We start from the raw sequence: 17,076 nt of genomic DNA, 5'->3' as shown, positions 1-17,076 counted from the left end.
GGAGGTCCTGGGCGCCTACTATACATAGTATTACCTAGGTGTCAAGGGGTTTGTGCAACAGGCTCGGTAATATCCTGAATCGTGCCGACGATGCTGGTCGCGGCGCCGCCTTGTTCGAAGGCCACTTCGGCATAGTGATGGACGACGCGCACGTCTCCGGTGGGCATGTGGACCCGATGATCCTGGCGGAAGGGGGCTCCGGTGGCGATGGCTTGACGGATGCCGGACTCGACCGCCGGTCGATCAGTTTCGTAAATATGACCGAGGAATTCCTCAACCGACAGCGCCGTGGAATAGGGATCCGCGTTGATGCCCAGAATGCGGAACGTTTGGGTGGAGGCGATAAACCGGTTCGTCGACAAGTTCCATTTCCAGTTGCCCAGGCGGGCGATCCGTTGGGCTTCGGCCAGACTCATCTCGCGTTCCAGAAGCTCTTCCACGGCCTGGCTGGCGCGCAGCATATAGCGGACCCGATGGCTGAGCACGAGGGCGTTCCAAGGCTTCGTCACAAAGTCGGTTGCGCCCGCGTCGTAGGCGGTGGCGATGGACTTCACATCGTCGAGGCCGGTCATGATGAGGATGGGTACAGAAGCCCCTCCGGGCAGCTTGCGGAGTGCCGCGCAGGTCGCGAACCCATCCATCCCCGGCATGACGACGTCCAAAAGGATGATGTCGGGTGTTTCCCGCTGAAAGGCCTCGAGGGCTTCCTGTCCTGTCGCGGCATCCTCGACCCGGCATCCGGCTTGTTCCAGCGCTTCCCGCGCAAGCACACGCAATGTGATGTCATCGTCAACGATCAGGGCCAGTGGGGTGGAATTCATTTACGCCGCTCTCCTCTGTCGTTCACCTTCAAAGATGTCGCAGGTTGCGGTAAAGGTCTGTTGTAACTGTCTGCCCAGCCGTTCGGCTTCGGTCCAGGCTAAGGTTTGCTCTCGTGCGCCGGTTTCCAACTGTTTACAGAGGTCCGCGACCTGCCAGGCTCCGAGCGTCGCACTGCGCGATTTCAAACTATGGGCGGTGTCCCGCAGGGAGGCGAAGTTCTTTCCTTGCGTTGCCGCTAGTATCTTATCGACCAATCCCTGCGAATCCTTGAGATAGAGGCCGATGACTTTGGCCAGCAGGTCAGGCGGTCCGGGACGTTGGAGGCTGGTGATGCTGTCCCAACTCTTTGGATCTACGGGAGATTCATTGGTTTGAGGGGCCGGGGCCGCTGGCGGAGCGGCTGATGCCTGAGCGGCATCCACCTGAGTCGGTTGTGACGGAGATGGCAGCCACCGGTGGATCACGGTCCGCAACTGTTCGATGGTGAAGGGTTTACTGAGGTAGTCGTCCATGCCAGCCGCCAGGCAGAGTTCCCGATCCCCCTGCAGGGCATGGGCCGTAAGGGCCACGATCGGAATTCTTGTGCCGGTATTCTGCTCCTGTCGACGGATCGCGCGGGTCGCTGCAAATCCGTCCATCTCCGGCATCTGGCAATCCATGAGGATCACCGAGAAGGACTGGCTCGCAAGCAACTCGATGGCCTGTCGTCCGTTTTCAACGGCTGTGGCGGTACATCCCAGCACCTCCAGCATGCCCAGGGTCACTTCTTGATTCACGGCGTTGTCCTCCGCGAGGAGGATCGAGCCTTGAGGCTTGGCAGGGGTCCGCTCTTCCTGCTCAGGATGGTGACTGAATGAGGAGACCTGGACGGTCTGTCCGGAGAGGGCCCGGTAAAGGTCGGAAGGTCTCACGGGCTTCGTGAGGGTGGCCGCGATCAGCCCGGTGTGGTCTTCCGCCGCGTCCACACGTTCGACCGGCGTCATGAGGATCACGCGGGGGTGATGGTGGCGGAGCGTGTCACGGAGAGCGCGAACGGTGTCGAGTCCGTTTATGCCGGGCATATCGAGATCGAGCACGACCGTGTCGTAGGGGAGACCGTCCTCCAAGGCATTGGCGAGGAGCTGCACCGCCGCCGTGCCTGATTCGGCGACGGTGGAGGTGATTCCCCAGCGGCGCAGCTGGCGGTCCAGCGTGAGGCGAGCCGTCGGACTGTCGTCTACGACCAGGACGCGCTGGTTCGGCAATGCCTGTTTCGAATCCAGCGCACCGGTGCTGCCCAGGTGAGAATGGGCGAGATGCACGGTAAATAAGAAGGTGGCTCCCGATCCCATCTGACTCTCGGCCCAGATTTCACCTCCCATGAACGCGACGAGCTGTTTGGCAATGGCGAGACCGAGTCCGGTGCCGCCGTATTTTCTCGTCGTGGATCCGTCGGCTTGTGAAAACGGCTGGAAAATGTTGCGCAAGGCGTCGGGGGTGATGCCGATCCCGGAGTCTTTGACCGAGAAGCAGAGGACCGATTGGTCTTCCCCCTCTGCAATACTGACGATACTCACGACCACTTCCCCTTGAGCGGTGAACTTAATGGCATTGCCGATCAGATTGATCAGGATCTGGCGGAGTCGAGCCGGGTCGCCTTTGACAAAAGCGGGGACGCTGTCGGCCACATCGGCAATGAGTTCCAGATGCTTCTGATGCGCGGGGGCCGCAAACAATTCGAGCACGTCGTCGACCAGGATGCGCAGGTGGAAATCGGTGTGTTCCAATTCCAGTTTCCCCGCTTCGATCTTCGAAAAGTCGAGAATGTCGTTGATGATATCCAGGAGCGAGTTGCCGGATCGTATGATGGTGTTCGTCAGGCGCTGTTGCTTGGGGCTCAAGGGGGTTTGCCCCAAGAGCGCCGCCAGTCCGAGGACGCCGTTCATGGGGGTCCGGATCTCGTGGCTCATGTTCGCGAGGAATTGCGATTTGGCCACGCTCGCGGCCTCCGCGGCTTCTTTGGCGGTGATCAACTCTCGTTCGACAATTTTGAGCGAGGTAATGTCTGAGGCGATCCCTAAGAATGAGGTGATGTGTCCTTCTGCATCTCGAAGAGCGGTGACGTTCAGCAGGACCGTCAGGCGAGTGCCGTCTTTCCGGATGTAGGTCCACTCATGCTCATTGGGCAGACCTCGCCGGCTTTTTTCGACGAAGACATCGAAGCCCGGTTCGATCGGGACGCCGAGTTCCGCCGAGAAGAGATGCGCGCGCGCCGACACCTCCTCCGGATCGTGGAAGACCGCGAGTGTCTGTTTCCCGATGAGTTCGTCTGTGCGATAGCCGAGTAACGATTCAGCCGCAGGATTGAAGAGGCGAATGATCCCATCGGGCGTGGTGGAAATGATGGCGTGGCCGGCGTTGTCCAGCATGGCTTTTTGAAAGGTGGATAGCTCTTGGAGTGCCGCCTCTGCTCGCTTGCGCTCACTGATATCGGCGATGAACGCGGTAAACGTGAAGCCTGCATCAATCCGGAGCGCGGTCACGGCCAATTCGGCAGGGAATTCCGCGCCATCCCGCCGAAGGGCCATGACTTCAATGCGCTGGTCGAGAATGGGCCCCGCGCCTGTGCGAAGGAAAGTCTCGATGCCTGTGTGATGAGCTGCGCGGAATCGGAGTGGAATGATCGTGTCTGCCAAATTCCGCCCGCAGGCCTCAGCGGCAGACCATCCAAAGATCGCCTCGGCTCGGGGATTCCACTCCACGATGGATCCGCGGTCATTGATCGTGACGACGGCAGCGAGGGCCGAGTTGATGATCATCCTTGTCCGGGCCTCGCTTTTTCGCAAGGCCTCTTCCGCACGCTTCTGCACGGTTACATCGCGGACGGTGGCTTGCAGACTGGTCTGGCCGTGCAAGGTGACGCGTGTGAGTAAGACGGTCGCCGGGAAGTCGGGCCCGTCGATTTTCTTATGGGTCCATTCAAAGAAGTGAGAACCCTTCTGCAGGGCTTGCATGATCATCTTCGGAGCTTTGCTCCCGGACGGTTCGCTGTCCGGTTGGACAGGGGGCGAGACGTCCCAGGGGCCGAGCGTGGCGAAATGTTCGATGCTCCGGGCTCCGAACAGCGCGACCGTGGCCGGGTTACAGGCGGAGAATTTCCAGTCCGGCGGGGAGAGGATCATGATCGCGTCTTGCGATGATTCGAACAGGCCGCGATATTTCTCTTCGTTGTCACGGAGGGCCTGCTCCGCGTTGCGGCGGTCCGAGGCTTCCAAAACGAGCGAGACGGTGTTGGCGACCGAGGTGGCGAACTGTTGTTCTTCCGCAGTCCAGACTCTGGCCGGTCCGATATGTTCGTGGCAGATGACGCCGACCATCTTCCCTTCCGACCGGATCGGGACATCCAGCATAGAGGTAATGCCGAGCGGAATGAGATAGCTGGCGGCGAATTCCGATGTCTTGGGATCGGTCTGGGCCTGGTTGGCGACAATGACATCTTCCGTTGCCAGCTCCGCAAAGTATCGGGGGAAGCCGGTGGCGGGCAGTTCCGCTCCGTTTGAATAGGTCTCGGTCGCCTGCTCGAACAGGTCGGCGCAGCGAATGGCTGAGTGCGCGTCGGTGAAAAACCAGACGCTGGCGCGAGCCACGCGCAGACTCTGCGAGGCGACCCGCGTAATGACGTGGAAGGCGTCGGAGAGTTCTCCGCGATAGAGGTCGCTATTCGTGGCTAGTTCCAGCAGCCCGGCCTGCACCCGTCGGAGCAGCGCTGCGCTCTCTGTCCGTTGTTCTTCCGCCTGTTTCTGGGCGGTGATATTCCGGAACACCAGCACGGCACCGTTCACGACGCCGTCGGTTGAGATGGGCGTGACGACGAGCGAGATCGGCATCATCTGGCCGTCGCCCCGCAAGAGAATGCCATCATCGGTGCGGAAGGGAATGCCTTGTTCGAGCGGCGGAATCGACGTGTCCGTGATGAGGCATTCGTGGCTGAACTCTTCGGGGCCCGGCGAGAGAAAGTGGTACACCGGCTGGCCTGCCAGATTCGCCAGAGGCTCGCCGAGCAACTCTTCGGCCAGCGGATTCATGAGGACGATCTTCCACTGCACATCGACGACGCAGAGCCCGTCGCCGAGCGAGTGGAGGACGGCTTCGAGTTTGTTCCGCTCCTCTGCCAACTCTGTTTCTCCGGACCGCCGGAGGTCTTCGTACAACCCCTGCATCTCCCGAGAGGTGACGTCGAGGGATTGTTCCAGCAGGGCTCTGCCTTGATCGTTTTCGACATAGCTTTGACTGACGCGATCCAGCATAGCCTGCCAGCCTGCCGGGTCCGTCGGGCAAGTTGCCGGGTCGAGGCCCAGTCGCTTCAGTTGTCGTTGCAGCAGTGGATGCATCGTCAGCCTCAGGCGGCCTCTGAAATCGTGGTCAGGGTCATGGTCTGATTGTGGAGATCGCATTGTCCCGTGCTGTAGGGCGAGATCTCGCCATAGGAATAGAATCCGATCTGTGCCGCGCCTTTAGGCAACACATCGAAGGCTGCTTCGACTTCTTCTTCGGTCCGTTCACCCAGCACGAGGCGCCGTCCGACGCAGCTGATGGCAATCGACAGCATCGGCGAAGGCTCCGTGTTCGGGGCGGCCGCCGCAGTGGCCGCGTCGGAGGCGCCTTGAATCAACCGGTCGAAATTGGCGCGCATAAACTGGGCGTAGGCTCCCTCCGGCATATCGCCCGCAAACGTCAGGGATTGAGCGCCCTCGTCGACGGCGAGGATCGTGCGGACCAGCCGTTTGGCGTCTTGCTGCGTCTGCCGGATCGCGAGGGGAAAAAGGAGCGCGGTGCCCGGCAGTCCATTCGCGAGTTCACCCAGGTAGTCTTTGTAGAGTTGGAGCGCCGGCTTCTGGTTCAACTCAAAGAGCACGTTTCCTTTGGAACGGGTGATGAGCCGTTCCGGTCCGAAGAGATCCCATCCGCCTTTGGATCCGTGGGTGAGCCGGATCGCGGAGCCATAGAGCCCGACTGCTGTGACATGACCAGCGACCGGAAGTCCGTCTTTAATGACCCAGGTCCGCTTAAACCGGTCGCCGTCGCCCGCCAAGCCTCCCGAGACCACCACCTGTGCCGGGAGTACTGCGTTCAGTCCGCGGATCAGTTCACTGCCGTTGACGCCCAGTCCGTCGGAGAGCACCAGGACGCCGCGGAGCGCGGGATCCATCAATTGATGTGCAAGCGCCTGTGCCGCTTCGAAGGAATGGCCTGGATCGGTAACCTGAGCCGACGCAGTACGGACGGTGGTGGAGTCGAACTCTACGAGTCCGACGACCAGGGTATCGTCCTGAACTTGCGTGCCGAAAATTTCCCCTGAGCTGGAGCAGCCGATGGCCGCGGCGCCGGCGTAGGCGGTCAGGACTGTTTGGATGGGGCCCGGAGCGTCCATCAAGTGCGAAGGGCCGAAGAGAATAACGAGTGTCCGCGCAGGATCCTTGAGAGGATGGCTCGCGATTGGAGTGTGATGAGATGCTGGATACGTACACGTCGAGAGTTTCATGCTGCCTCCTGTGAGAATCCCAATCTCTTTGGCTGAGCCATGCTGTCTCAAAATTCCCGGGCTCGTTGCGCAACGGCCAGAGTTCTAGATAAATGGCGGCACCCGGCAGTCGGGCACACGCATCCCTTCAAGCAGTGTATCGGTGGGTAGTGACAGTCGCTTGAGGACTGGTTGAGTTAGAAAATGAAGAAAACGAAACGGAACTTGGGTGAATCTGTAGAAACTACGGAAGTGGAGGGAGGATTATTTGTGAGAGTGGGCTGCGGCTAGGGGTATTTCGCTTCGATCTTGCTTGAGAGTCCCCCACGCGCGGTGAATCCGCCGGTGACTGTAGCCCAGACGGGTCGGCAGGACTTCACGACATCTTGGAGAATCCGATTGACGGCGTTCTCGTAGAAAATGCCGAGGTTGCGGTAGGCGTGGATATACATCTTGAGTGACTTGAGTTCGAGGCAGGCTTTGTTGGGCATGTAGTGGATGGTGACGGTGCCGAAATCGGGCAGGTTGGTCTTGGGGCAGATCGCGGTGTATTCTGGGATCTCGATCGTGATCTCGTAGCCCTTATACTGATTGGGGAAGGTTTCAATGTCGGGGAGCGCCGCGGTAATGCCGCTTTTCGCATGCCGTTCGTTGTACCCCAACTTCGTTGTTTTCGAGTTGCTTCGCGCCGCTTCACGTTTCACGAGTCACGCCTCACGTCTTTTAGAGTTGTTTCATCCAATCGGTCTGCCCGATTTTCTCGAGTTCAATAAACATCGACACCCAGGGGCATTTCATTTCCGGATAGACTTCGCAGAGGCCGCCTTTGCGCACGCCCCCGCAGGGGCCATGGGCCATGAACTTCGGGCATTCGGCCTTGAGCGTGTGATCCGGGATGGGAGGGCGCTTGTGCACACCGCCGACATGGGCTCCCGCGTCGTCTTCGCCGGGAATCAAAACTCGATTTGGCATAGTCCGTCAGTCTAACCGGATTGGCGGTGATCGGCAATCGTCAGGAGAAAATTCCCCCGGGAAGTTTCCACTGTATCCCAGAAACGGGTTCTCCTGGGGGTTCTTGTTGGGGCGAATGGCCTATCCGGTCTGCCTGGGCCTAGGCCTTCTTTCGGATGTCGTGGGCCTTCTGAGAAGTTGCGTTGAATATCAGGCCGTTATAGTATTTTCACAGTGCTGGCAGTTGAGGGGCTGATCGGAATATATAATTGACAGTCTTTTTTCAGCTTTGCTAGGATGCCGTGGCGCAATTGATAGATCAGACTCGGTTGTGTGTTGTCCATCCTCATCGTCCTACAGGGTTTATTCGTCTCTCGCGATTGAGTTGAACCATACGCAACGGTTGCCGTTGCAGTGACATAAGGGAGGTGCCTGATGAGTCTCGATTATGTGAAGTTTACAAACGGCTTTGAGAAGTTCATGCCGAAAGAATATCGGGATATGGTCGAACATGGTCCGTTCGGCAAGAAGGTTTCCGTCTCCCAGATGGGAAGTTTCAAGGAAATTTTAGAAGAGCATCCGATGTGCGCCGGCTGTGCGATGACCTTGTTCATCCGCCTGGCCATGATCGCCGTGCCGAATCCTGAAGATACGATCATGGTGGGTACTGCCGGATGCGGTCGTTTGGCGATTTCGCAGGCCGCGATCCCTTTCGTGTACGGCAACTACGGCGACCAGAATGGTGTGGCCAGCGGGTTGTCTCGCGGTCTCCGCCTCCGGTTCGGCGATAAGCCGAAGGATGTGGTCGTGATGGCCGGCGACGGCGGCACGGCCGACATCGGATTCCAGCAAGTGTTGCACTCCTGGTTCCGCAAGGAACGATTCACCACGATCATGTTGGATAACGAAGTCTACGGAAATACCGGCGGTCAGGAAAGCGGTATGACGAGCCGTGGCGCGGTATTGAAGATGGCCCCCTTGGGCAAGAAGTTCGAGAAGATGGATATGCTGCAGATGGCGAGGGTGGCCGGATGCGCCTATGTCGCCACCGTCGTCCCGAACAATCCCCGCCGTGTCGAGAGCGTCATCAAGAAAGCCGTGCTGATCGCCCGTGAAGTGGGCTCTGCTTACATTCAGGCCTACACCTCCTGCAACATTGAGTATGCGATTCCGACCGACAAGGTCATGGAAGACGCCAAGACCGTTGAAAACGATCGGTATCAGTTCACGGAGTATGTCAGCGAAGAAGCGAAGCAGTACTTGGCTGAGCGTTATGGCTATAAGGAATTTCTTCCGAAGCCGGCCGCTCCCGCAGCCGCTATTCCCAACAAAGCATAAGCCTGACCGGTAAGGAGGATTGCCCATGGCAAAGCGTTTCAACATTCGGATGGCAGGCGTCGGTGGACAGGGTGTCGTGACAGGATCGCACATCCTGAGCACCGCGGTCATCAACGCCGGCGGGGAAAGCACGATCGTTCCGTTCTACGGATCGGAAAAGCGCATGGCGCCGGTCGAGAGTTATGTGCGGGTCTCTGATGAACCGATCTACGAGATCGGCGAAATCACGTTTCCCCACATCATCATCATTTTCCATCCGCAGGTTATTACGCATGGTAAGTCCTACACGATGCCCTTCTACTTCGGTCTGAAGGAAGATGGGATCGCGCTGATCAACAACGATGGTCCGATGAACCTGCACAAGGACCAGGCGGCTGAGCTGAAAGAGCGCCGCGCGAAGCTCTACTACTTCCCGGCTACGAAGCTTTCGTTGGAAGTGGCGGGGATGGACCTTGCCACGAACATGGCCTTGATGGGCTGCATCGGAGCGATCACCGGGTTGACGAACATGGCCGGCTTGGAGCAGGCCGTGAAAGACCGGTTCCTCGGAAAAGGATTCGTCGTTTCCGGCGGAACGGCGGCGTTGGATAGCGTGGTGGAACGAAAGTTCAAGAAGAAGCAGGAATTGATTGATAAGAACGTGGCCGTGATGCGGGCCGGGTGGAACTACGCCGTTGAGCACGGATGGGCGGCTCCCGACGTGAAACGTGTCGAGACGCCAGTCGCCGCCGCTGCCAGTGCGTAATAGCGATACAGAAGGAGTTTCCCATGTATCTCGTAGCTGATATCAACGTTGAAATTTGTGCCGCAAAGAGCTGCAAGCTCTGCACGCAGTATTGCCCGGAAGCCAACACCATCCAATATAGCGAGGAGATGGGGAAGGACAAGGGCTTCAAGTACGGTTCTGCATACGTGGCGGTGGATCGTTGTAAGGGTTGTGCGCAGTGCGTGTGGGTCTGCGACAACATGGCTAAGAACAACGCCATTAAGATGATCATGATCGATCAATTACCGTTGGCCGCCATCACCGACAATATTACCTATGGCGACAAGAGCACAACGGCGGTTTTGGTAAGCCCTAGCGTCTGATCATTCGGCAAGAAAGGGGAACGGGCGTGGCAACAACGCAAGATAAGAGAGAGAGAATCATTGTTCCGGGACCGGCTGGATTTCATCCTCCGTCCGCTGCACAGCTTGGTGTGTCGCTGCCCGATCCAGGCGAAGGCTTGTTTTACGGACTGCTGGAACCCAATGAGGATAAGGTCATCGAAGAGATGGCCCGGAAGATGTTGACCAGTCCCAACGCCACGCTCTTCCCAGGGCCGATGGTGTTGTGGGCCTGGAATGAACATGCCATTGAAAAGGCCAAGGCCACGCTGGAAATTGCCGCCCAGATTCCGAACGTGATGATTATCCCGATGCCGGACTACCGGCCCAAATATCCCAAGATCGATCCGGAAGAGGTCATCAATCCCAATCACCCGAATTTGACGATTTGGGGAAATAAGATTGAGGCTTGTATCTTCATCGGCGTGCATTGCCATTATGCCAATCTGACGTTGAAGATGATCCGTGCGGGAACGAATTGCTGCACGATGGCGATCTGCGCCGAGCAGGGCCACGAAGATGCCATGTTGACGATCCGTGATTCGGATGTGCTCAAGCTGAAAAAGACCGCGCAGATCTTCAAGAAGATTCGTGAGGAAATGGAGATCAAGTTGCCGGAAAACGGCGAGAATGTTCGGTTTACCGGAACGCAGTCCAAAGTCCACGGTGGAAAGACCCACACCAATCCGTTGACCTTTATGCCCACGGTTGCCGGAGTCGGCAGCGCGGGTACGTTTGGCCATTCGGCTGAACAGATGAAGCGTGAAGGGTAAGGATCGGGATCACGGGCGCTATAGCCAAGAGGTGCAACGATGAGCGAAGCTGAAGTCAAAACGAATCCCCCGGGTGCTCCTGCTGCCACTGTGGCGCCGGCTAAGAAAGATCCGCATGCCGAAGCCAAACGGCAAAAGGTCGTCAGCCCTGAGTACTTGTTTCACGAAGCCCCGAGGACGAAGGAATTTATTACGGGCAGCGAAGCCGCGAAGGAAGCCATTCGCCGGTCGAATGTGGATCTCGCCATTGCCTACCCGATTACACCTCAGAGCGAAACCATGCAGCTCGTGGGTGTGCTCTACGGCGAAGGATATGTAAAAGAGTACTATCGCGGTGAGGAAGAAGTCGGCGTCATGGCCGCCATCGCCGGAGGATCCCGCGCAGGCGTTCGCTGCTATACCGCCACTGCGGGACCTGGGACCTTGAGAGGTCTCGAAGGCATTGCCTCGTGGCCAGGCCATCGGTTGCCGGCCGTGGCGATGTTCACCTGCCGCGTGGTCAATGCTCCGCTCGCGATTCAGCCGGATAATATTGAAGTCTCCTATCTCCTCAATTGCGGTATGATCGTGTTCCATGCTGAGAATCAGCAGGACATGTTCGATTTCACGATGGCCGGGTTCGTCATCAGCGAGAAGAACGATGTGACCCTGCCGGTCGGTGTCTGCTGCGATGGATTCTTTGTCACGCATGCTCGTGGCTATGTGCGCATGCAGGATCGCAGCATGAAGCTGCCTCCGCGTGAGGCCTGGCGCGGCGCGGTGCCCGTCCTTGATGCGGAGAATCCTCCCGCGCGTCTCTCGCGCGACGCCCCGGTTCAAAAGTCGAACTTCATGGCGTACAACATTCACGCGGTCTGGCAGCAGGAAGTGTGGGCTGCGGTTGAACGGTCCCGCAAGTATATCAATCAGTATATGGGCGGGTTGCTCACGGCCGAAAATGTGGACGGTGCCGAGGCTGTGATCATTGCGTCAGGAAGCGCCGCCGCTCAGTCCCGCGAAGCGGTCCGTATTTGCGCAGAAAAGGGCATTAAGATCGGCCTGATCAAGGTACGTTCGTTGCGGCCGTTCCCGACGCAGGAACTGCGGGAGCTCTGCGAAAATGCCAAGCTGATTGTGGTGCCCGAGTTCAATTATGTCGGTTGGCTGGCCAAGGAAGTGGCGACCGCGATTTATGGCTATTCCAAGGCCAAAATCATCGGTGGGCCGCGGGTCTATGGTGGGCAGTCCATGCCGGTCGAATTGATTGTGGACGAAGTGGAGTCCGGACTCACCGGTAAGAAATCCACGAACGTTGCGATGTCTTCTGTTATGGGCGGGGCCGTCAATCAAGACGACGTGTCCCATTTCATGCGCAGCATTTAATCGAAGCTACCCACGCAATGAAAAGGCCCGCCGGGGATCACCCGGCGGGCCTTTCGTTTTCTCGGAAGCAGTGGGCTCGATCAATCGACGCGCCGGCTGTTACCCCTGCAGATCGTCCTCGATCAGCTCCTCGCTGGCGGGCATCCCGTGAGCGACGTATTTGGCATAGGATAAATAAATCGACGCGCTGTCGCGCATGGCTTTGGTTCCGTTGCTCATGCGATGCAGTTTGTCGGATCCCGGCGGCTCCGAATTGCGAAGGTGGTCGACGTGATCATGCAGCACCAATGTAAAGCGCTCCATGGCCATCTCGACTTCCCTGTAGGCTTGCAGCAATGATTCACTCATGATTGTTCTCCTCGGGAAGTGAGCATACACTAGGTCGGTATGGCCTTCAACCAACGCCGGACAGTGGCCCGTCTCTCACCGATCCTCCTCAACGCCATTGAGCAGGTCGCCTCCAGTTCTGTCAGGAGCGGCATGGATCGCATTGCGGAAGCCGTAGCCGAACTCTCGAGACTCTTTACAAAAGATCGCGCCTCACTGAGATCCGACTATCTCGATCATCCGGGGCATGCCGCAGCCTATCTCAAATACTTCCTGCCGGTAAACCTGTCCAAGATTCAGGTTCTGCTCGACGAAATGCCGCCGGCCTGGCCGGAGCAAGCCTCCGGTCGTTCGATCCGCATTCTTGACGTGGGGTCGGGACCGGGCGCAGGGGTGCTGGCCGTCCTTGATTGGTTCCATCAGCATTGGTCGGAGCGAATCAAGGACCTCACCGTTGTCGCGGTCGATGGTTCAACAGAAGCGCTGAAACAGGCGAGGAGCCTCTGGGAGGTCTACGGCCGGGAATCTGGAGCTATTGACGGAAGACTGATTACCCATGAGGGAAATCTTGAGCGATTGCCGAATGGGGGGTGGCTCAGTCAGGTTGAACAGCACGCTCCCTATGATCTGATCATTGCGGCGAATTGCCTGAACGAACTCTACTCCCGAAATGCCGATCCTGTGCAGGCAAAAGTAGGACTCGTGACGCAGCTTCTGGCAAGGTTAGCTCCGACCGGCACGCTGATGATCGTCGAGCCGGCTTTACGGGATACCTCGAGAGCGCTGCATCAGCTACGGGATCGATTGATTCAGGAACAGCTGTGTACGCTCTATAGCCCCTGTCTCCACGAAAACAGTTGTCCGGCACTGGTAAATCCGTTCGATTGGTGCCATGAAGAGCGAGTCTGGGAGACCCCGCCAGGAATTCAACAAATTGACGACGCGGTGGGTTTTGTAAAAGACGCCTTGAAGTTTTCGTATCTCCTGCTCCGAAAAGACGGGCGAACCATCGTCGAGCGTAGGCCGGATGTCTATCGCGTCGTGAGTGAGTTGCGGGAGTTGAAAGGTGAGAAGCGGGCGTGGCTCTGCAACGAGTTGGGGCGGTCGGAAATCGGACGTCAGGATCGCTTGCAATCTGAATCGAATGCGCCGCTGGATGACTGGCATCGCGGTGCGATCGTGCGCATTGAGCGAGTCGTGCGGAAAGAGCGGGAAGGGAAAGTGTCGGCGGTGGGACGAATCGAGCGCGACGGGACCGTGCAGATAATTCGATCGATCTGATGAAGCGCGTTAGTCCGCTTCCGGCTCTGAACTGCCGTGCTGGTGGCTGACGCGGTCCTCGTCGAACATTTCTGCCATTTCGGCGGCGATCATATCGCGATCATTGGGCACGGAAATAAGGGGGATTTCCTTGCGGACCTTCGGTGCCGCCGCTGGTTCCTGCTGTTTGTTCTTATCTTCCATAATTTCAGTATACACCCGCAGGCTGACTTAAGGGGAGTTATTCGAAGGCTTCCAATGACGATTGCTCGGGGAATTGGGCCTTGCAGCCGAGACAGGTCACAAAGTAGATCGCTTCACGAACCGACATGGTAATACGAAAATCCAATGAGACTCCGCGGTGTTGACAGGTGCGGCAGGCGATTTCTTTGAGGCGATAGGGAATATCCGGCTGGGTGCGCTGGTAAAACTCCATGTCAGTATAGACAGGAAAGCTGTAGCGGCATTTTATGCAGACGCCGCGCCACTCGCCATCCGGCTGCATGAAACGGCGGTCGATCCCGAACCGATCATCCTTACAAATGGCGCAGTGGACCGAAGTCAGTCTCTGTTCAACTTCTTCCGGTGAGAGAGAAGGCATTCAGTTCCCCTTATCGTTATGAACGGATAGGTGAGTATAGCGAGGGGGTTCAGTAGACTGCAACGGCGAAGCCGATCAGCCGTGATTTCCTTGACCCGTTCCACGCAATCCTATACTTAGATTGCTATGCATGTGATTTCTGAAACCTTGATACTTGGCAATATCGACGATGCTCGGAACCCCATGCCGGGAGTTACCGGACTGTTGCTGGTGGCAGAAGAGTTTAAAGTTGAGCCTCCTGCCTGGTTGGACTACGAGTATATTCCATTTAAAGAGTTTTCAGCCGTCGACCCTGCTCGGCTCGACCGTGCGGTGACGTGGCTCGAAGCGCGTGCCGCAGGAGCCAGAACGCTGGTCTGCTGTCGTGCGGGGATGGGGCGGTCTGCGTCCGTCTTGATTGCCTATTTTTGCTGTAACCAAGGCCTGTCCTATGAAGAGGCCGTGGCGTTTGTCAAAGCCCGTCGGCCTGGAGCGATGCCGCTTCCTCAGTTGCAGACGACCATTGAGAACTTAATCAACCTGCGTGCCAATCGAGCCGGCAAGAAATCAGGATCCACGTCTGCCCCGCGTGCCGTGTAGCTCGTCTAGGTGAGGTCGTTCCAGTATTGCGTTTCCCTCCGTTCGCATGGCGTAATGATTTGTGTCGATGCGCCATCTCTTTTCATCGCGTAAAGGGCCCTATGCCTGAACTTCCCGAAGCCGAGGTCGCGGCTCGTCAACTTCGTGCGCGCTTGATTGGAGCGCAGGTTACCGGTGTCCTCGTCGGGAGGTCCGATATCGTTCGCGAGGGCGGCGATACGGATTGGTGGTATCCCGGGAGTGTAGTGACGGCGGTCGATCGATACGGCAAGAGTGTGGCGATTGAATTTGAGAAAGCGGGGGACAGGCGCTATCTCGTGGCAGAACTCGGGATGACCGGGCTGCTGCTATTCCCGGCCGTGTCGATCAAGTTCCCCCAGCATGTGCACTACACGATGCATTTCGATTCCTCGTCGACCGGTTCATTGCGCTATTGGAACCCGCGCCGGTTCGGACGGCTTTCCTTGCTGGATCGCGCGGGGCTCGATCGCTATCTGGCCAGGCGGTTTGGATGCGACCCGCTTCATGTCACCGGCGAAGAGTTTGCTCAGCTGCTCCGCCGCTCCCGACGTCGCTTGAAGGCGGTGTTGATGCATCAACAAGCGATCGCGGGTATCGGAAACATTTATGCGAATGAGGCCCTGTTTCGAGCGCGCTTGCATCCGAATGTGATCGCGAGTGAGCTTGCACCTTCTGCCGCCAGCCGTCTCCACCATGAGATGCAATCGATTCTAATACAGGCCATTGAGTGCGGGGGGTCCAGCGTGAAGGATTTCTTTGCTCCGGACGGTTCCGAAGGGACGTATAAGCAACGCCACCTCGTGTATGGCAAGGAGGGGCTCCCTTGTCCGGGGAAATGTGGGGCCCTAATCCGGCGCATACAAAGCGAGCGAAGTTCATTTATTTGCACCACCTGTCAGAAGATTCGGACGCGTCGTTGAGATTGCCCCTGAGATCATGTACGCAATGAACGAAGTGCGGCGGTGCTATCTGGAGTATATATCCTAATGATTCAATGTGTTACGTGCTGCTTGCCTATTATGGGCAAGTTGACGGACTAGGCCTTTTGAGCTTCCCCAAGTTAGTACCTCTGGTGTATTGAGTCATCCCTGCGATTTCGCTACAATCCGGCTCCCTTATCGCTGGTTTCCACTACGCTGAAGGAGTGTCGTCATGGCCAAGGTGCTTGAAGGTCCCGGAATGGGGCTGATGAAGAAGTGGGGGATCAACGTCCCCAATTACGTCGTCGTCACATCTGTCGATGAGTTGACGAAGCTGGGGCAAGCGAATGAATGGCTGAAGAAATCCAAGCTCGTCGCCAAGGCCCACGAGGCCCTTGGGTCGCGGTTTAAGCTTGGTTTGGTCAAAGTCGATCTGGATTTCAAGGCAGCGGAAGCCGCGACCAAGGAAATGATCGGCCGCCAAGTCGGGAGCATCACGGTGACGCAGGTCATCGTGTCAGAAATGATTGCCCACAAGGAAGAATATTATTGCGCCGTGAAATCCACGCGCGAGGGCAGTGAAATTCTCGTCGCGAATTGCGGCGGCATTGAAGTCGAATCGAATTGGGAACGGGTTAAGCGGCTCTGCCTCGAGATCGGGCAGGCCCCTTCCGCCGAGGCACTCGAAAAGCTTTCGAAAGAGGCGGGATTTACCGGGCCGCTGACCAAGAAAATGGCCGAGTTTGCCGGGAAAATGTTTGCCTGCTTCGATAGTGAAGATGCGCAGTACCTGGAGGTCAATCCCGTCGTGACTCGCGCGGGCGATGGCGAACTGGTGGCGCTGGATGCGGTGACTTTGCTCGACGGCGATGCCAAGTTCCGCCATCCGGATTGGAATTTTGCGTTTGCGGCCGAGTTCGGCCGGGCCTACTCCAAGCAGGAAGAGGAGGTCATGGCGGTCGACAGCAAGATCAAGGGCTCGGTCAAGTTCATCGAAATTCCCGGTGGTGATACGGCGATGCTGCCAGCCGGCGGCGGTGCCAGCGTGTACTACTCCGATGCGGTCGTGGCCCGCGGCGGTAAGTTGGCGAACTATGCCGAATACTCCGGCGATCCACCCGACTGGGCGGTTGAAGTGCTGACGGAGAAAGTCTGCTCCTTGCCTGGAATCAAGAACATCATTGTCGGCGGCGCGATTGCCAATTTCACCGACGTGGTGAAGACGTTCGGCGGCATCATCAACGGATTCCGCAAAGCCAAGGCGGAAGGGAAGCTCAAGGGCGTGAAGATCTGGGTGCGTCGCGGAGGCCCGCGAGAGAAGGAAGGGCTCGACGCGATGCGCGCGCTCAAGGACGAAGGGTTCGACATCAGTGTCTTCGATCGCAACACGCCGCTCACCGACATTGTCGATAAAGCGCTTCAGAAATAGTGACGCGTCACGCGTGACAAGTGACCAGAGGGACGATCTCGTCGCTCGTCACCAGTCACTCGTCACAGTATTGAAGAGGAGATCCC

17 protein-coding genes are annotated in these 17,076 nt (G+C 57.8%); 9 read left to right on the top strand and 8 right to left on the bottom strand.

Translation table 11 applies throughout. From position 1 onward, the window contains the following. Positions 1-41: 41 nt before the first annotated feature. From Q8N04_20240 to Q8N04_20220, 5 genes are all read right to left on the bottom strand, one after another. Positions 42-821 (bottom strand): response regulator, encoded by a 780-nt coding sequence (locus Q8N04_20240; protein ID MDP3093008.1) that lies wholly within the window; start codon positions 819-821, stop codon positions 42-44. Continuing rightward, positions 822-5,192, bottom strand: a complete 4,371-nt coding sequence (locus Q8N04_20235; GenBank protein ID MDP3093007.1) for a PAS domain S-box protein — start codon at positions 5,190-5,192, stop codon at positions 822-824. A gap of 8 nt (positions 5,193-5,200) precedes the next feature. Continuing rightward, on the bottom strand, positions 5,201-6,343 hold the full coding sequence (locus Q8N04_20230) for an FIST C-terminal domain-containing protein (GenBank protein MDP3093006.1): 1,143 nt from the start codon (positions 6,341-6,343) through the stop codon (positions 5,201-5,203). 266 nt (positions 6,344-6,609) lie between these two features. Then, positions 6,610-7,026 carry a preQ(1) synthase gene (queF, locus tag Q8N04_20225; GenBank protein ID MDP3093005.1) on the bottom strand — a complete coding sequence of 139 codons (417 nt, stop codon included), beginning with the start codon at positions 7,024-7,026 and terminating at the stop codon, positions 6,610-6,612. A gap of 19 nt (positions 7,027-7,045) precedes the next feature. After that, on the bottom strand, positions 7,046-7,294 hold the full coding sequence (locus Q8N04_20220) for a methylenetetrahydrofolate reductase C-terminal domain-containing protein (protein MDP3093004.1): 249 nt from the start codon (positions 7,292-7,294) through the stop codon (positions 7,046-7,048). A 414-nt stretch (positions 7,295-7,708) separates the two neighbouring features. Between Q8N04_20220 and Q8N04_20215 the strand changes: the two genes are divergently transcribed. The 5 genes from Q8N04_20215 to Q8N04_20195 are packed head-to-tail and all read left to right on the top strand — an operon-like array spanning position 7,709 to position 11,853. Next, positions 7,709-8,611 carry a thiamine pyrophosphate-dependent enzyme gene (locus tag Q8N04_20215; protein ID MDP3093003.1) on the top strand — a complete coding sequence of 301 codons (903 nt, stop codon included), beginning with the start codon at positions 7,709-7,711 and terminating at the stop codon, positions 8,609-8,611. Between the two features lie 25 nt (positions 8,612-8,636). Beyond that, positions 8,637-9,356: a 2-oxoacid:acceptor oxidoreductase family protein gene (locus Q8N04_20210; protein ID MDP3093002.1), complete on the top strand. Its 720-nt coding sequence runs from the start codon at positions 8,637-8,639 to the stop codon at positions 9,354-9,356. A 23-nt stretch (positions 9,357-9,379) separates the two neighbouring features. Further along, positions 9,380-9,700, top strand: a complete 321-nt coding sequence (locus Q8N04_20205; protein MDP3093001.1) for a hypothetical protein — start codon at positions 9,380-9,382, stop codon at positions 9,698-9,700. A 26-nt stretch (positions 9,701-9,726) separates the two neighbouring features. Then, positions 9,727-10,491, top strand: coding sequence for a carbon monoxide dehydrogenase beta subunit family protein (locus Q8N04_20200; GenBank protein MDP3093000.1), 765 nt, complete (start codon positions 9,727-9,729; stop codon positions 10,489-10,491). Between the two features lie 39 nt (positions 10,492-10,530). Continuing rightward, a complete protein-coding gene (locus tag Q8N04_20195) occupies positions 10,531-11,853 on the top strand; it encodes a transketolase C-terminal domain-containing protein (protein MDP3092999.1) in 1,323 nt (440 codons plus the stop codon). Positions 11,854-11,952: 99 nt separating this feature from the next. On the opposite strand, the gene Q8N04_20190 is transcribed toward Q8N04_20195, so the two are convergent. Further along, positions 11,953-12,201 carry a hypothetical protein gene (locus tag Q8N04_20190; GenBank protein ID MDP3092998.1) on the bottom strand — a complete coding sequence of 83 codons (249 nt, stop codon included), beginning with the start codon at positions 12,199-12,201 and terminating at the stop codon, positions 11,953-11,955. 132 nt (positions 12,202-12,333) lie between these two features. Here Q8N04_20190 and Q8N04_20185 point away from each other — a divergent pair, with 132 nt between their 5' ends. Continuing rightward, positions 12,334-13,461, top strand: a complete 1,128-nt coding sequence (locus Q8N04_20185) for a small ribosomal subunit Rsm22 family protein (protein ID MDP3092997.1) — start codon at positions 12,334-12,336, stop codon at positions 13,459-13,461. 9 nt (positions 13,462-13,470) lie between these two features. On the opposite strand, the gene Q8N04_20180 is transcribed toward Q8N04_20185, so the two are convergent. Together Q8N04_20180 and Q8N04_20175 are read right to left on the bottom strand one after the other, a co-directional pair. Beyond that, a complete protein-coding gene (locus tag Q8N04_20180) occupies positions 13,471-13,644 on the bottom strand; it encodes a hypothetical protein (GenBank protein ID MDP3092996.1) in 174 nt (57 codons plus the stop codon). A 37-nt stretch (positions 13,645-13,681) separates the two neighbouring features. After that, positions 13,682-14,041, bottom strand: coding sequence for a hypothetical protein (locus Q8N04_20175; GenBank protein MDP3092995.1), 360 nt, complete (start codon positions 14,039-14,041; stop codon positions 13,682-13,684). Between the two features lie 183 nt (positions 14,042-14,224). Between Q8N04_20175 and Q8N04_20170 the strand changes: the two genes are divergently transcribed. The 3 genes from Q8N04_20170 to Q8N04_20160 all read left to right on the top strand — a co-directional run bounded on the left by Q8N04_20170 (position 14,225) and on the right by Q8N04_20160 (position 16,990). Then, the gene (locus Q8N04_20170; GenBank protein MDP3092994.1) at positions 14,225-14,620 is read left to right on the top strand and encodes a dual specificity protein phosphatase; all 396 of its coding nucleotides are present in this window, start codon (positions 14,225-14,227) and stop codon (positions 14,618-14,620) included. A gap of 101 nt (positions 14,621-14,721) precedes the next feature. Continuing rightward, entirely contained in the window at positions 14,722-15,561 is an 840-nt protein-coding gene (gene mutM, locus Q8N04_20165) for a bifunctional DNA-formamidopyrimidine glycosylase/DNA-(apurinic or apyrimidinic site) lyase (GenBank protein ID MDP3092993.1), read from the top strand. A gap of 232 nt (positions 15,562-15,793) precedes the next feature. Beyond that, on the top strand, positions 15,794-16,990 hold the full coding sequence (locus Q8N04_20160) for an ATP citrate lyase citrate-binding domain-containing protein (GenBank protein ID MDP3092992.1): 1,197 nt from the start codon (positions 15,794-15,796) through the stop codon (positions 16,988-16,990). The last annotated feature ends 86 nt before the right edge of the window (positions 16,991-17,076 follow it).

The organism is Nitrospira sp. (genome assembly GCA_030692565.1).
Classification (GTDB): Bacteria; Nitrospirota; Nitrospiria; order Nitrospirales; family Nitrospiraceae; genus Nitrospira_D.
Note: the sequence above shows the minus strand (reverse complement) of the source record. Positions and strands in the feature narration are given on the sequence as shown.

Bases quoted from the DNA above. Each gene is read 5' to 3' on its own strand.
- Q8N04_20230 (MDP3093006.1), bottom strand. From the start codon at position 6,343: ATGAAACTCTCGACGTGTACGTATCCAGCATCTCATCACACTCCAATC.
- Q8N04_20220 (MDP3093004.1), bottom strand. From the start codon at position 7,294: ATGCCAAATCGAGTTTTGATTCCCGGCGAAGACGACGCGGGAGCCCAT.
- Q8N04_20195 (MDP3092999.1), top strand. From the start codon at position 10,531: ATGAGCGAAGCTGAAGTCAAAACGAATCCCCCGGGTGCTCCTGCTGCC.
- Q8N04_20240 (MDP3093008.1), bottom strand. From the start codon at position 821: ATGAATTCCACCCCACTGGCCCTGATCGTTGACGATGACATCACATTG.
- Q8N04_20190 (MDP3092998.1), bottom strand. From the start codon at position 12,201: ATGAGTGAATCATTGCTGCAAGCCTACAGGGAAGTCGAGATGGCCATG.
- Q8N04_20235 (MDP3093007.1), bottom strand. From the start codon at position 5,192: ATGCATCCACTGCTGCAACGACAACTGAAGCGACTGGGCCTCGACCCG.
- Q8N04_20215 (MDP3093003.1), top strand. From the start codon at position 7,709: ATGAGTCTCGATTATGTGAAGTTTACAAACGGCTTTGAGAAGTTCATG.
- Q8N04_20180 (MDP3092996.1), bottom strand. From the start codon at position 13,644: ATGGAAGATAAGAACAAACAGCAGGAACCAGCGGCGGCACCGAAGGTC.
- Q8N04_20175 (MDP3092995.1), bottom strand. From the start codon at position 14,041: ATGCCTTCTCTCTCACCGGAAGAAGTTGAACAGAGACTGACTTCGGTC.
- mutM (MDP3092993.1), top strand. From the start codon at position 14,722: ATGCCTGAACTTCCCGAAGCCGAGGTCGCGGCTCGTCAACTTCGTGCG.
- Q8N04_20185 (MDP3092997.1), top strand. From the start codon at position 12,334: ATGGATCGCATTGCGGAAGCCGTAGCCGAACTCTCGAGACTCTTTACA.
- Q8N04_20210 (MDP3093002.1), top strand. From the start codon at position 8,637: ATGGCAAAGCGTTTCAACATTCGGATGGCAGGCGTCGGTGGACAGGGT.
- Q8N04_20205 (MDP3093001.1), top strand. From the start codon at position 9,380: ATGTATCTCGTAGCTGATATCAACGTTGAAATTTGTGCCGCAAAGAGC.
- Q8N04_20160 (MDP3092992.1), top strand. From the start codon at position 15,794: ATGGCCAAGGTGCTTGAAGGTCCCGGAATGGGGCTGATGAAGAAGTGG.
- Q8N04_20170 (MDP3092994.1), top strand. From the start codon at position 14,225: ATGCCGGGAGTTACCGGACTGTTGCTGGTGGCAGAAGAGTTTAAAGTT.